General features: G+C 53.0%; 13 protein-coding genes. 7 read left to right on the top strand and 6 right to left on the bottom strand.

The genetic code is table 11. The features are described from left to right. The first annotated feature begins 86 nt into the window (after positions 1 to 86). On the top strand, positions 87 to 1,337 hold the full coding sequence (lhgO, locus tag BIT28_RS13450) for an L-2-hydroxyglutarate oxidase (RefSeq protein WP_075764490.1): 1,251 nt from the start codon (positions 87 to 89) through the stop codon (positions 1,335 to 1,337). Between the two features lie 105 nt (positions 1,338 to 1,442). Here lhgO and BIT28_RS13445 read toward each other — a convergent pair whose 3' ends face one another. Then, entirely contained in the window at positions 1,443 to 2,369 is a 927-nt protein-coding gene (locus tag BIT28_RS13445) for a LysR family transcriptional regulator (protein WP_075764488.1), read from the bottom strand. Between the two features lie 146 nt (positions 2,370 to 2,515). On the opposite strand from BIT28_RS13445, the gene BIT28_RS13440 reads away from it, so the two are divergent. The 5 genes from BIT28_RS13440 to BIT28_RS13420 all read left to right on the top strand — a co-directional run bounded on the left by BIT28_RS13440 (position 2,516) and on the right by BIT28_RS13420 (position 7,852). Continuing rightward, positions 2,516 to 3,979 (top strand): NAD-dependent succinate-semialdehyde dehydrogenase, encoded by a 1,464-nt coding sequence (locus BIT28_RS13440; RefSeq protein ID WP_075764486.1) that lies wholly within the window; start codon positions 2,516 to 2,518, stop codon positions 3,977 to 3,979. 393 nt (positions 3,980 to 4,372) lie between these two features. Beyond that, positions 4,373 to 5,416: a TRAP transporter substrate-binding protein gene (locus BIT28_RS13435; RefSeq protein WP_075764484.1), complete on the top strand. Its 1,044-nt coding sequence runs from the start codon at positions 4,373 to 4,375 to the stop codon at positions 5,414 to 5,416. A 102-nt stretch (positions 5,417 to 5,518) separates the two neighbouring features. Then, positions 5,519 to 6,106 carry a TRAP transporter small permease subunit gene (locus BIT28_RS13430; RefSeq protein WP_075764482.1) on the top strand — a complete coding sequence of 196 codons (588 nt, stop codon included), beginning with the start codon at positions 5,519 to 5,521 and terminating at the stop codon, positions 6,104 to 6,106. After that, positions 6,103 to 7,425: a TRAP transporter large permease gene (locus tag BIT28_RS13425; protein WP_075764480.1), complete on the top strand. Its 1,323-nt coding sequence runs from the start codon at positions 6,103 to 6,105 to the stop codon at positions 7,423 to 7,425. The genes BIT28_RS13430 and BIT28_RS13425 overlap by 4 nt, the downstream gene beginning before the upstream one ends. A 1-nt stretch (position 7,426) precedes the next feature. Then, positions 7,427 to 7,852 (top strand): universal stress protein, encoded by a 426-nt coding sequence (locus tag BIT28_RS13420; RefSeq protein ID WP_075764478.1) that lies wholly within the window; start codon positions 7,427 to 7,429, stop codon positions 7,850 to 7,852. A 58-nt stretch (positions 7,853 to 7,910) separates the two neighbouring features. On the opposite strand, the gene dcuC is transcribed toward BIT28_RS13420, so the two are convergent. Beyond that, complete coding sequence (gene dcuC / locus BIT28_RS13415; protein ID WP_075764687.1) at positions 7,911 to 9,305, bottom strand: C4-dicarboxylate transporter DcuC; 1,395 nt, start codon at positions 9,303 to 9,305, stop codon at positions 7,911 to 7,913. A gap of 349 nt (positions 9,306 to 9,654) precedes the next feature. Between dcuC and BIT28_RS13410 the strand changes: the two genes are divergently transcribed. Next, a complete protein-coding gene (locus BIT28_RS13410; RefSeq protein ID WP_075764476.1) occupies positions 9,655 to 10,071 on the top strand; it encodes a VOC family protein in 417 nt (138 codons plus the stop codon). A gap of 93 nt (positions 10,072 to 10,164) precedes the next feature. Here the strand turns inward: BIT28_RS13410 and BIT28_RS13405 are convergent, their stop codons facing one another. From BIT28_RS13405 to BIT28_RS13390, 4 genes are read right to left on the bottom strand one after another with little or no spacing between them, the layout of a single operon-like run. After that, positions 10,165 to 10,521 (bottom strand): RidA family protein, encoded by a 357-nt coding sequence (locus tag BIT28_RS13405; RefSeq protein ID WP_075764474.1) that lies wholly within the window; start codon positions 10,519 to 10,521, stop codon positions 10,165 to 10,167. Further along, complete coding sequence (locus BIT28_RS13400) at positions 10,478 to 12,061, bottom strand: FAD/NAD(P)-dependent oxidoreductase (RefSeq protein ID WP_075764472.1); 1,584 nt, start codon at positions 12,059 to 12,061, stop codon at positions 10,478 to 10,480. The genes BIT28_RS13405 and BIT28_RS13400 overlap by 44 nt, the downstream gene beginning before the upstream one ends. Positions 12,062 to 12,079: 18 nt before the next feature. Further along, a complete protein-coding gene (locus BIT28_RS13395) occupies positions 12,080 to 12,322 on the bottom strand; it encodes a (2Fe-2S)-binding protein (protein ID WP_245823696.1) in 243 nt (80 codons plus the stop codon). A gap of 25 nt (positions 12,323 to 12,347) precedes the next feature. Next, positions 12,348 to 13,463: an NAD(P)/FAD-dependent oxidoreductase gene (locus BIT28_RS13390; protein WP_075764468.1), complete on the bottom strand. Its 1,116-nt coding sequence runs from the start codon at positions 13,461 to 13,463 to the stop codon at positions 12,348 to 12,350. Positions 13,464 to 13,498: the final 35 nt, after the last annotated feature.

Raw genomic sequence — 13,498 nt, 5'->3', positions numbered from 1 at the left:
CCGGAATAAGTGCAATGGCATAACAACAAAGGAAAGACGCACGCCGCAGATATTGCGGCGAGCTGGTATCAATGGAGTGGTAACGAGTGAGTAAGGTCTACGATTACATCATTATCGGTGGGGGGATTGTCGGGGTCTCGACAGCCTGGCAATTGCAGCAGCGCCATCCGGACAAATCTATTTTGCTGATAGAAAAGGAATCTGGCCTGTCCCGCCACCAGACGGGGCATAACAGCGGCGTGATCCATGCCGGTGTGTATTATGCGCCGGGCAGCCTGAAGGCCGAATTTTGCAAAGCCGGAGTGGAGGCGACAACCCGCTTTTGTGCCAGGCATGACATTCCGGTCGAGAACTGCGGCAAGCTGCTGGTTGCGACCAGCGAGCTTGAAATGGAGCGGATGCAGGCGCTATATCAACGCTGCCGGGAAAACGGGCTTGAGGTGACATTGCTCGATCAGAACGAGCTAAAGCGTAAGGAACCCAATATCGAAGGCTTGGGTGCTATCTTGGTCGAGACAACCAGCATAGTGAACTACCGTCTGGTGACCGAAAAAATGGCGGACGAGTTTCGCGCATTGGGCGGCGAAGTTGCGCTGGGGACGGTAGTGGAAGATTTGAGCGAGGGCGAAGATGAGATTAGGGTTAGTTGCCTGCAAGAGGGCGACAGTGTTGCCTTTGTCTGTCGGTTTCTGATCTCGTGCTCAGGCTTGATGGCGGATCGGGTTACTAGGATGCTAGGTATAAAGACTGATTTTCAGATTATTCCCTACCGGGGCGAATACTATCGCCTGCCGAAGAAATATAATCAGATAGTGAATCACCTGATTTATCCGATCCCTGATCCGGATTTGCCGTTTCTGGGTGTTCACCTGACCCGCATGATTGACGGTTCGGTGACGGTTGGTCCCAATGCGGTGCAGGGCTGGAAGCGAGAAGGTTACGGCAGGATAAACATCAGCCTGAAGGATATTGGCGACATGCTCGGTTTTAGCGGCTTCTGGAAGGCGACCGGAAAGCACCTGAAAACAGGTTTGATAGAGACCAAAAACTCATGGTGGAAACCGGGGTATCTCAAACTGGTGAATAAATACTGCCCGGTGATTACCGTCGATGACTTGCAGCCTTATCCGGCGGGTATCCGTGCCCAGGCTGTGCTGAAAGACGGCACTTTAGTGCATGACTTTCTCTTTGCCGAGAGTCCTCGTAGCCTACATGTCTGTAATGCCCCCTCTCCCGCGGCAACCTCTGCTATTCCGATCGGAAACTACATCTGTAATAAGGTCGCCGACAAGCAGCAAGACGACTTGGCGGAAGAGCCTGTCCAAGCTTCTGCCTGATTATCTGTCTTCCTGGATGGATAACGAAATGCGGTGATGGTCATGCAATAAAGCGTACTTTGCCCGTCTCTGGGAGCAGGAGACGGGCGAAGTCCGTGAGGCTAATTAGTGTTCGTGATAGAAATCAAGCAGCGTTTTGATAAACAGCGAGCGTACTTTATTAACCGTGCTGGTTTTTTTGGTGATCGCCATGATCTCCAGCGTATAGAAGCGCCGGTCAGGGGCGATGGCTTTCAGCTCGCCGCTTTCAACATAGGGCTGTGCGTAGTTCTCTGGCAAAAAGCCGATAAATTTCGACGACAACAGCAAGGCTAGCCGTGATTCATAGTTATAGGCGGTGGCTTTGAGATTCATGTTGGCCAGATGGCCGTTAATATTCTCCTGGGTCTTCATTCCCGCATATACCACCGGAAAACCATCGATGATTTCGTCGCTCAGCTCGTCCTCATGGAGATCATACAGCGGGTTGTCCCGGCTGCAGTAGAGGAAACAGTGGTCGGAATAAATATGCTGGTACTCCAATCCATCAAGGCTGCGGTGGTAGGGTATAAAGCCGATATCAGCTTCTTCACTCATAACCATTCGCTCAATTTCAGTCATCCTGGCCACTTCGGAAGTCAGGTAGACCTCGTGCGCTAGCTTAGAGAAGCGGCGAAAAACGTCCGGGATCCGGGCGCGGTTGTCGAGGCTGATGGTATCGCTGAACAGTACGGTCAGGCTACCGGATAACTGGGTATCGAGAGAGTTGATGGTATTGCGGAAATCGTCCAGTTCGCCAAGTAGCTTGATGGTTGCGTCATAGACAACTGAGCCTTCTTCGGTAAGGGCGAAGCCAGCTCGTCCACGACGGCATAAGGTAAGGTTGAGGCGCGACTCAAGGTTAGAGATATGAATACTGATGGTCGAACGACTAATGTTTAGCTCTGTTTCGGCGGCGGAAAATCCTCCGCAGTCGGCAACTGTCTTGAAAATTTTCAGCTGTTTTATTTCGTAATCCCCGATCTGTCCTACCGGGATTGAGGCTCGTGTCATTGTTTTATGCCCATAAAACTTCAGGTTTATCAGTGAAAATTTATTCACTGCTTATTATTGTTAAAATTCTGTGTACGTATTATGTATGGATTTGAAACATCATTCTTTGAACCCTGTAATAGTTCTCAGCAGCGGATGGTTAAGTTATGGAAGATTTACCTTTGGTCCTGTCTCATGCCTATATAAACGGACAGTGGATTGCAGCAGATAACGGTGCCACATTGTCGGTGGTCAATCCGGCAAATGGTGTATTAATTACTGAAGTGCCGGATATGGGTACCAGTGAGGCGCAAGCGGCTGTAGTCGCTGCAGATAAAGCACTTCAGGGCTGGCGAAAAACGACGGCCAAACATCGTGCCAATCTGCTCAAGGCTTGGTTCGAACTGATTGTGGAACATGCCGATGCGCTGGCCAAATTGCTAACAACAGAGCAGGGCAAGCCCTACAAGGAAGCCTATGGCGAGGTGATTTACGGGGCATCGTTTATCGAGTGGTTTGCCGAAGAGGCCAAGCGCACTTACGGCGATCATATTCCCGCGGCCATGCCAGGCAACCGCTACCTCACCATCAAACAGCCAGTCGGTGTGGTTACTGCCATTACCCCCTGGAACTTCCCGGTGGCGATGATCACCCGCAAGGTCGGCCCGGCGCTGGCCGCCGGTTGTACCGTGGTGGTTAAACCGGGCGAGGATACCCCGTTGTGCGCCCTGGCGATGGCAAAGCTGGCTGAGCAGGCAGGGATCCCCGCCGGTGTCATTAATGTGGTGACAACTGCCCGGCCTGCCGAGGTCGGTGAAGTGTTGTGTACCCACCCGTTGGTCAGAAAGGTCTCGTTTACTGGTTCGACCCCGGTAGGCAAACATATTCTCCGTCAGGCTGCCGATACCGTTAAAAAAGTGTCGATGGAGCTGGGTGGTAATGCACCGTTTATCGTCTTCGATGATGCCGATTTGGACAAAGCGGTTCAGGGGGCGCTGATTTCCAAATATCGCAACGCCGGACAAACCTGCGTGTGTACCAATCGCTTGTATATTCATGATGCGGTGTACGATCAGTTTATGGCCCGTTATATCGAGGCTGTGGCGGATCTCAAATTGGGTGACGGCCTGGCGGAAGGGACGGAAATTGGCCCGCTGATTAACGCCAGGGCGGTAGCTAAGGTCGATACTCTGGTGGTCGAGGCGATCAGCCAGGGCGCCAATCTGGTATTGGGTGGACAGATCGCTGATGTCGGTGAACAGTATTACCAGCCGACCATTCTGAGCGATGTGACCGAGCAAATGAATATCGCCCACCAGGAATTGTTCGGTCCGGTGACGACTGTATTTCGTTTCAATGATGAAGAAGATGTGATCCGCAGGGCCAATGATACCCCTTACGGGCTCGCGGCCTATTTCTACTCCCGTGATAACAGCCGGATCTGGCGGGTCAGCGAAGCCTTGGAGTACGGCATTATCGGTATCAATGAAGGGATCATCTCGACTGAAGTGGCTCCCTTTGGCGGTGTTAAGGAGTCAGGTTGCGGTCGCGAGGGATCCAAGTACGGTATCGAGGATTACCTGGAAATTAAGTATCTCTGCCTCGGTGTCGATCAGTCACCCCAATACTGATCCGATACCGGTATTTTTCGGCTCGGGTGGTCCCGAGCTAGAACGAACTACCCTGAAATAACCCTTAGCTTGTGTTTGTGTCGTACCTGATTGAACGTATGTTCTAGTGGTGACGTTTTGGCAATACCTTTCGGTATTGCTTTTTTTTGCCTGTTATTTAGGGCGATATCATTATTTATCTTTCTGTTTTTAAAGGCATAAGTGATTGGTTTGGCAAAGGTTTGATGGCGTTAAAACTTTACGTGAATACATAAGAATTTAATAAATGTGAATAAATTGTAATCATCGGTAACAACATGGCAACGGATGAAGTGAAGACGTCATGGCACTTGTCTCTGTTCGAACCGATGGATTTGAGCAGGTGAAGGATAAAAATAACAAGGAGCAAAACCCATGTTCAACACCTTACTAAAGCTGCGAAAGAACAAGCTGCGAAACAAAAGTTTGAAGAAAACACTGGCTGGTTACACTTTGGCCATTTCGGCCACCCTGTCGATGGTTCCCGAAGCATTTTCTGCCGAGCATAACTGGCGCTTTGTGAACCTGTACTCGAGGGGCACAGCCTATGGTGAAGTGTACAAGAGCTTTGCCGAGAACATCGAAGCCATGTCCGGCGGCCGTATTGCCGTACAGGTTATGTATGCCGGTGAAGGTGTTGGTCAGACCGGCGTACTGGGCTCGGTCAAATCCGGTCTGATGACCATGGGTGCTCCTTTCCAGCCAATGCATGCCGGTGAGTTTCCTCCGGGTGTTGTCGAGGTTGGCTTGCCTGGGATGACCGATGATGTCGGTGAGCTTAGTGCCTTGTTTCATGAGAAAGGCTGGGGAGAAGTACTGGAAGAGGCGTACGACAAACAGAATCTGGTGTGGCTGGAACCCTATATTCAGCTACCTGTTTACGTGTTGACCAAAACGCCGATCAACTCAATTGATGATTTCAAAGGGATGAAAATTCGTGCGCCGGGTGCCTACGGTAAGTTCCTGCGCAAATTGGGCGCTTCGCCGGCATCGCTATCCTGGAGTGAAATCTATACCAGCATGGCAACCGGGGTCATTGATGGCTCTATCGGTAGTAACCTGATTGACCACCGTGACGGTAACCATGTTGAAGTTGCCAAGTATATGTACCGTCTGCCGATAGCGGGTGCACAGGCCTTGCCTATCGTGGTAAACAAGCGCGCTTGGAACAAGCTACCGGCCGATCTGCAGGCGATTGTACGTGGTGCCAGTGCCCAGCATGCTCGTGAGCAGATGACCAAGTCACGTTTGTGGGAGTCTCAGGCGGTGGCAGATATGGAAGCCAAGGGCATGAAGTGGAGTCCGCAGCCGAGCAAGGAAGACATCCAGAAATGGAATACGGCAGCAAACTCGCTGTGGAACGAGTACGCCAAGGCGGATAAATACAGCAGCCGCCTGGTTGAGATTCTTCAGCAGTAAATGGGGTGAATACCGGTCGGAGCGAGTATCTCTATAGGCTCCGGTTGGTATATAGGGGCGAGAGCCCCTTTTGTCTTTCCTCCGGCTTCAAGGATGATAAGTATGTTTAAGATGGCAATGAAGGGGTATTGCCTCGGGATCAATCGGTTGGTGTATCTGATTGGCTTCTCGGCCTCGGTGCTGATGCCTTTGCTGGCACTGGCGGTGGGATTCGAGGTGTTCTCTCGGTATGTGCTGGGTAGCCCGACGATCTGGGCCTATGATGTTTCCCTCTTTCTGTTCGGGTATATCGCGGCACTTGGCGGTGCTCTGGCACAGCAGAAAAAAGCGCATATCAATGTGGATGTGTTTTACCTCTCGGTCTCGGCCCGCTTCAAATCTCTCTTCAATCTGTTTTCCTACTCTTTGGCGATCTTTTTCCTCGCCGTGGTGCTGATGATGAGCTTTGGCAAGTTTGAAGAGGCTATCGAATTTAACTATCGCCGACAGTCGGAGTGGGCACCGACCATGGCTCACTTCTGGGTCATGATGATGGTGGCATGCGGAGCATTCATCCTGCAGTACACCAGTGATTTGTTGCAGGATCTCTATTTTCTGTTTACCGAGCGGGATTTGCTGGGGCAGGAAGAAGAGCACTGTGACGAACAGGCAAAATCGACCTATACACCAGCAGGGATGGAGGACGTATGAGTATTGAAGTACTGACATTGCTGCTGATTGGCTGCATTTTGGCAAGCTTTGCCCTAGGTGCACCGGTAGGACTGGCGCTTGGCGGCATTGCTATGGGCATGGGCTACCTGACCTGGGGTGAGGGGATTTTCAACCTGATCCCGACCACCATAGAAAGTAACTTTTTTAGCTTTATTTTGCTGGCAATCCCTTTGTATATCTACATGGGCCAGCTGCTGACCCGATCAGGGATCGGGGATGCGATGTTCAATGCCAGCCAGATGCTGATCGGCCGGTTACGAGGATCGCTGGCGATCAGTGTGATCGGGGTGTGTTCGATGATCGGGGCCATGGTCGGGATCATCGGGGCAGGGATTATGACCTCGGGCAGTATTGCCTTAAAGCCGATGCTGGATCGCGGTTATGACAAGCGCCTGGCTCTTGGCGTGATCATGGCCGGCGGCGGGTTGGGGATTTTGATCCCGCCCAGCATTCCGATGATTATGTATTCGGCAACGACCCAGAATTCGGTCGGGCGGATGTTTATCGCCGCTATTGTCCCGGCTCTGATCTCCATTACCCTGCTGGTGGCCTATGTGATCATCAGCTGTAAGCTCAAGCCGTCGAAGGCGCCGCTCGGCACCGGCGAGGAGAGCCAGATGAGTGGCAAGCAGAAGGTGCGAACCGCCCGTGACGGTCTGTTTTCGTTGTTGCTGATCGTAGCTGTATTGGGCAGCATCATTACAGGTATTGCGACGCCGACTGAGTCGGGGGCAATAGGGGTTATCGGAGCTATTTTACTGGCGGTCGTGTTCAAGCGGTTCCGATTCGAAATGTTCAAATCCTCCGGGTTTGAAACCGCGATGCTGGTGAGTGTGTCGATGTGGATCATCCTCGGCGCGTCGATTTTCAGTAATTTCCATATGCTGAGCGGGGTACAGAATATGGTGGCCCAGTTTACCCAGGATCTGGGACTGCCGCCGCTGGGAGTGATCATCTTGCTGCAAGTGATCATGCTGCTGTTAGGTTTTATCATTGATGAGCTGATTATTGTCTTGATGTGCGCCCCGCTGTTTACCCCGATAGCGGTGTCGCTGGGCTACGATCCGATTTGGTTCGGTATTCTGATGATCCTCAATATCGAGATAGCGGTACAGACCCCGCCGTACGGCTTTGCGCTGTTCTATCTCAAGGGCATTGCGCCGCCGGGGGTGACAATGATGGATATTTATCGCTCGATTGCGCCGTTTATTCTGCTCAAACTGTGTGTCTTGATCCTCTGCATGCTGTTCCCGGAAGTGGTGCTGTGGTTACCGAACAAGTTGATGGGAGTACATTAATATGAGTCTCAAACATGTACTGATGCCAGTGGACCTCGCCTTCCCCGATGTGGTCGAGAAAGAAGTCGATATGGCACTGAAACTGCTCGCCGACGATGGGGTTATTGACATGCTGTTTGTCGATGATATTCGGGTGCATCACAGCATGGTTCCGACAGTATCGGGCGATACCTTTTCGGGCAAAAATGCCAATACCCGCTTGGCGGTACAGGCCATGCTGGAGCGTTTGGTGCCTGAAAAGCATCGCGGCAGCGGGATCATCCGCAGCGGTGTTGTGTTTGACGAGGTGGTTGCCCAGGCAAAGAAAAGTCAGGCTGATGCGATTGTGATGGCATCGGCCAAGCCGAAGCTTCGTTCGTACCTGCTGGGCTCGAATGCCGCCAAGGTGGTGCGCCATGCACCCTGTTCAGTTTTTGTCGTGCGTTAGTAGAGAATCGATAGCAAGCCTGATCCCTATAGCATGGGGATCAGGCTTTTTGTTATGGCTAGATTGCCAGTGGCAGGAAGATAATACTCAGGATGATGTTAACTGCCAGACCGAATGTGATTGGCGGAATCGTGCGTTTGATCAGATCGAACGGCGAGACTTTCGCCATACCGGACGAAGCAACGATTACTCCGGCAACCGGTGACATGGCGCGACAGGCATTAGATGCCTGCTGCATTGGCATCACGAGGTAGACACCGTTGATACCCATGCCGTCAGCAATTTTCGGGATCAGCTCAACGAACGCATAGAATGCCGCGTTGCCCGAACCGGTTAGGAATGCCACGGCACCGGTCAGGCCAACGAGTGCCAGCATCATTGCCGTTGCACCGAAGCCGACTTGCGAGGCCGTTTCGATCAGTAAGTTGATGGCACCGATAGCCTTTAGGCCTTGGGCAAACACGCCGGCACCTACCAGGATCAAGACAACCGGCAGGGCATCTTCCATCCCTTTGACAATCGCACTCATGCCTTCCATCGCGGTACGGCCGCTGCGGTGGCGAATGGCTTCCAGCGCCATTGCTGTAAACAGGCAAAGAATAGCAATGGTGCCGATGTTCATGGTGACACCTTCAACCAGACCGAGCTCGCCACTGGTCACGACCAGGACAATAATCGGCAGCATAGGAAGCCAGCCGTAAAAACCGGGCGCCTTGCCTTCGATCTCTGATGTCTTCACATCGACATTGTTGAGGTTCACTTTCTTGCTGCTGCCCTGCTGTAGCAAGCCTTCTTTTTTGTCCATGTACTGTTGCCAGAAGTAGTGGGCAGCCGCCATGGCCAGCATACTTGGGATAGCCAGAGGAATTTGATATTTCAGAGTATAGATTTCAACCGACATGCCAACATTCTCAGCGGCAATCACCGAGTCGACAGCCAGTGGCGAGAAGCTGATGGTGGCGGTGGTCGCGATAGCGGCAGCAATCGAAATCGCAGGCAGTCCTAGCGCATTGAGTACCGGGAACAGTGTCGACATCAGCAATACCGCGAGGCTGGTTGCCCCGAACCCTGCCAGCGAGATAAAGCTACCGATAAGAAATGTCACGGCCAGTAGCAGGTAGGGCTTGTTGATACCGCCCAGTAGCCTGAGCGCATTGTTGATAACAATGTCGTTGGCACCGATGTAGGTCATATAGCGGGCGTAGGCCAACAAGGCAAAGAGGATCAGCCCCATGCCGCCGAAACGATTGTTGAACATTAAGTTCATTGATTCAAAGATATCCAGCCAGGCATTACCACTGGATTTTGCTTCGGGAATAACGGGTAATCCCATTGCGGCGCAGACTGCCATTAATACCGCCGCCCCCAGGAACAAGGTGGCGATCGCGTTATACTTTTTCAGAATGGCGAATCCGACTATGGATACCACCAGTATGGAGATAAATATGCTCATTGCTTCCTCATAAGCAGTGTTTGATAACAAGGTGGAGATATATATTAGAGTATGCAACTGAATGTTGATTTGTGTCATGAGTTGCATATAAATATGGCGTAACTCGAAGGAAGGATCATGTTTCCCGGCTTAGGGTCACATTTTGAGATATTGGCTTATTTTTTATGTATGTATAGCGATAGAACAATAAAGGGCAGTGACATATCGGGATAATGTCTGCAGGGTATTTGGGGAGAGTTGAAATAGTCGACGATCAAGTTGGCTGACGGCTTTAGTCACTGTAAAGCAAGTCAATTTGAGATACCCTCTATCATCGACAAGCTAGGTTGCACCAAGAGGAGTGTAGAGCGTGAAACAGTCTTTAATTCATATCGCCCTGGTCGTGAAAGATTATGATGAAGCTATTGAGTTTTATACTCAAAAGCTGAAGTTTGAGCTGATGGAAGATACCTATCAGCCCGAGCAGGACAAGCGCTGGGTCGTTGTTTCTCCTCCGGGCTCAAATGGTGCGACCATTCTGCTGGCCAAAGCCTCGAAGCCCGAGCAGGAAGCCTTTATTGGCAACCAGAGCGGTGGCAGGGTGTTTCTATTCCTCAGCACCGATGACTTCTGGCGTGATTACAACAGGATGCAAGCCGAAGGGATAAAGTTTGTGCGGGAGCCTAAAGAGCAGGACTATGGCACGGTGGCCGTGTTTGAAGATCTGTACGGTAACCTGTGGGATTTGCTCCAGCTGGATCCGAGCCATCCGATGGCGGGGTGCTAATTGCTGTTGCGGTAACTGCAACATAAGATGAAGGCTCAGGGCAACGAGCCTTCATTTTGCGATATGGCGCAGCTATGTGTCACAAAACAGTAATTAGTCTTTTTTCACAGCTGCCGTTACGAGGAGCTCAACCTTGAGTTCCGGGCGTGCCAGCTTGGCTTCGCCGCAGGCGCGGGCCGGCGCAAAACCTTCTCCGAACCATTGATCCCAAACGTGGTTCATCTCGTCAAAGTCGCTCATATCAGCAAGCCACACCGTTGTTTGCAGAACATGTTGTCTGTCACTGCCAGCTTCAATCAGCAGGGTTTCCACCCGTTGCAGTGCTTCGAGAGTTTGCTCTGCCACACTGGTCCCGGCGATACCCACCTGACCGCACAGGTAGACGGTATCGTTGTGAATAACGACTTTACTCATTCGCTGGTTGGTGTACTGCCTTTTGATGGCTGTCATGCTTGCTTTCCTTGTTTTGATTAGTGGTGTGAATGGAGCTCTGAGTCTCTGCCTGATCAGTAGCCTGAGTAGCTGCCTGGGTAGTTTTCGCCGGACTACTGCCGCCTTGATTTGCTCGGTATCGCTGAATAAAAGATTCACTGACCGGGGTCAGGCTAGCCAGCTCGCCGAGCTTGAGCGGTTTGATCGGATGACGGATCCGGTAATAGCCGACCTTGGCAATGTCAGTGCGGGTTTCGTCGGCGATGATTTCTGCCACAGTCGGGCCGCAGTAGCGTCCCTGACAGGGCCCCATGCCACAACGGGTATAGGTTTTGATCTGATTGATGCCATTGCACTTCTCGCGTGCATGATGGCGAATCTCACCGGCAGTGACTTCCTCGCAGCGACAGACAATCGTGTTATCCGATGGTGTAAGTGCTTGCTGAGGAGGGACATACAAGGTATCGAGAAATGGCCGGATGGCGATTTCTTGCTTGATGCTCTGTGTCAGAGCCTGGGTTTGCTGCTGCCAGTGTGCCTCGTCCAGGTAGCCCAGGGCGTAAAGTGCCTCGGCTGCGACCAGCTGCCCCTGGTATTCGGCGACCAGGGCACCACCGATCCCGCCGCTGTCACCGGCAATCGCGACTCCGTCCAAAGACGTGTTATTGTGCGCATCCAGCTGCGGTCGCCAGCAACGCTGTACGTGGTCCCAGTCGTGTTCCAGTCCCATTGCCCGGCTTAGCTGGACATTGGGGATCACGCCAATATGGCTCAGGACGGTAGCCGCGGGAAGCGTTATCGTTTTGCCGCCGCTGCGAAAGCTCAGTTGTTCGACCTTGTCGGCAGAACTGCCCTGGCCATCGCCGTTGCCATGTGCGCAAATATCTGTCGCCTGGGTATAGTGAGCAACACCGGCTTTGCGAATTTGTCCGAGCAGCTTGAGGCCTTTGGTGAGGTACTTGTGACCCTTAAGGGCGTTAATGGCGAAGCGGCTGGCATGCAGGTACTGCTTGGGCGACTGGGTATCGATAATCGCAGCAGGCTTGGCCCCGGCATTGATTAACTGGACGGCCAATAAATACAGTAGTGGGCCTGTGCCGACCATCACCGCCTGTTTGGGGGCTATACCGGCGGTTTTTAGCAAGATCTGGCTGGCCCCGGCAGTCATCACGCCGGGCAAGGTCCAGCCCGGAAACGGGAAGGAGCGCTCAAGGGCCCCGGTTGCCAGAATAATGCGCCGGGCCTTGAGTTGCTCGGCTTTGCCGCGGCGACTCCAGTATACGGTTTTGTCCGGGTCAACCCGCCAAATGGTGGCTTCGGTAACGTGCTGTATTTTTGCGCTGCCCAGCGTCTCGACCAGACTGGCACCACGAAGGTAGTCAGGACCGAACACATCACCCAGCGGATGTCCGTCGGCCTTGATGGCACGGTAGATCTGACCACCCGGGCGTGCTTGTTCGTCAAGCAGGACAACACTGGCACCAGCCTTGGCACAGTCGATGGCCGCAGCCATGCCTGCCGGGCCCGCACCTATGATGCAGACATCAACATTGAACATAATAATTCCTTTTTCGTGTTAGCTGCGCTGTCGCCTGACATTGAGGCCGGATTCGACCGGGCGCATACAGGCCTGCACGTTGTGTTCGCCATCCACTTCTACCCGGCACTCGAAACAGCTCCCCATCATGCAAAAGGGGGCTCGGGCAGATTGGGATACGGGCGTCTCCCGGGTATGGCTGATCCCGGCAGCGAGCAGCGCGGCGGCGATGGTATCGCCTTGCCGGGCTGATATTTCCTGGCCTTCCCAGAAGAAGCGCACCTCTCGGGAAGCCGCCTGTGAGGCGTTATCTAGCCTCAGAAAGTTCGAATCGGTCTTCACTGAATAGCTCCAAGTCAGGTGAATCGGCAGTGTTTTCCAGCCAGTGCGGCAGTAGGTAGCTGTGGGCGGCTGCAAGCGTGATCCCGCTATGGCAGCTCACTATGTAGGCGCCCGGATGGCTGGAAGACTGTTGGTAGATAGGCAGGCCGTCCGGCGAAATAATCCTCAGGGCACCCCAGCTTCTGATCAAGCGGGTGTTGGCGAGGAAGGGATAGACGGCAATCGCCCGCTCGGCAATGGCAGCAGTGACCGCCATCGTATCCTGATCGTCGAGTCCGGCATCTTCCTTGGAATCTCCAATCTGGATACCTCCCTCGTTGACCTGGCGGATAATGCCGGAGGGGCGATTGATCACCGGCGGCAGTTTTTCGGTGATCAGTACCTGGCCTTTTTGTGGTTTAACGGACGCTTTCAGGCCAAGTTGCGGGCCGAGTTTGGCTGCTCCCAGTCCTGCAGCCAGGACGATTTTGTCGCTGTTAACTGTGCTTCCGTCCAGCAATGTTGCGCAGAACCGACCATCGGCTTGCTGCTCAATATGTTCGACATTGGCTTGGGTGATAACCTTGCCGCCCAGTATTTTGATGGCCTTGGTGTAAGCGCGTAGCAGCTTGAGCGGATTGACGTGACCGTCCTCTGCACCATAGATGGCACCGACGACATCCGGGCCGATTTGTGGCTCCTCCTGTCTGAGCCTGGCCTGATCCCACACCTCGAACGGGTGATCGGTGCCAAGCGCCTGACGAAGGTATTGGTACTGGGTAACGCGGGCTTGCATCTCGGCTTCGGAGAAGTGGAAGTCATAGCCGCCGTTCTGTTCCAGATTGATGGTGTCTCCGGTCAGCTGTTCTAGCTCGTCGGCCAGCTCGCGCCACATACTGACAGAGCGGCGGGTCCAGGCAGCATAATGCGGAGCATCCAGCCCCTTGCAGGATAACCAGACTAGGCCAAAGTTACCCCGAGAAGCACGATGGGCGCTGTCTCCTCCGTCAAGGACGGTAACCTGATGCCCGTTTTTTAGCAGCCCGTAAGCCACGGCGCAGCCCACCACGCCGCCACCGATAATGACATATTCCGGTTTCATGTGATCTCTCTGCTGTTGTCATGTCGAAAGGTCGG

Source organism: Photobacterium proteolyticum (assembly GCF_001939735.1).
GTDB lineage: Bacteria > Pseudomonadota > Gammaproteobacteria > Enterobacterales > Vibrionaceae > Photobacterium > Photobacterium proteolyticum.
This window is presented reverse-complemented; position numbering and strand designations above follow the sequence as displayed.

Bases quoted from the DNA above. Each gene is read 5' to 3' on its own strand.
- BIT28_RS13420 (WP_075764478.1), top strand. From the start codon at position 7,427: ATGAGTCTCAAACATGTACTGATGCCAGTGGACCTCGCCTTCCCCGAT.
- dcuC (WP_075764687.1), bottom strand. From the start codon at position 9,305: ATGAGCATATTTATCTCCATACTGGTGGTATCCATAGTCGGATTCGCC.
- BIT28_RS13435 (WP_075764484.1), top strand. From the start codon at position 4,373: ATGTTCAACACCTTACTAAAGCTGCGAAAGAACAAGCTGCGAAACAAA.
- BIT28_RS13430 (WP_075764482.1), top strand. From the start codon at position 5,519: ATGTTTAAGATGGCAATGAAGGGGTATTGCCTCGGGATCAATCGGTTG.
- BIT28_RS13390 (WP_075764468.1), bottom strand. From the start codon at position 13,463: ATGAAACCGGAATATGTCATTATCGGTGGCGGCGTGGTGGGCTGCGCC.
- BIT28_RS13405 (WP_075764474.1), bottom strand. From the start codon at position 10,521: ATGACAGCCATCAAAAGGCAGTACACCAACCAGCGAATGAGTAAAGTC.
- BIT28_RS13440 (WP_075764486.1), top strand. From the start codon at position 2,516: ATGGAAGATTTACCTTTGGTCCTGTCTCATGCCTATATAAACGGACAG.
- BIT28_RS13400 (WP_075764472.1), bottom strand. From the start codon at position 12,061: ATGTTCAATGTTGATGTCTGCATCATAGGTGCGGGCCCGGCAGGCATG.
- BIT28_RS13445 (WP_075764488.1), bottom strand. From the start codon at position 2,369: ATGACACGAGCCTCAATCCCGGTAGGACAGATCGGGGATTACGAAATA.
- BIT28_RS13425 (WP_075764480.1), top strand. From the start codon at position 6,103: ATGAGTATTGAAGTACTGACATTGCTGCTGATTGGCTGCATTTTGGCA.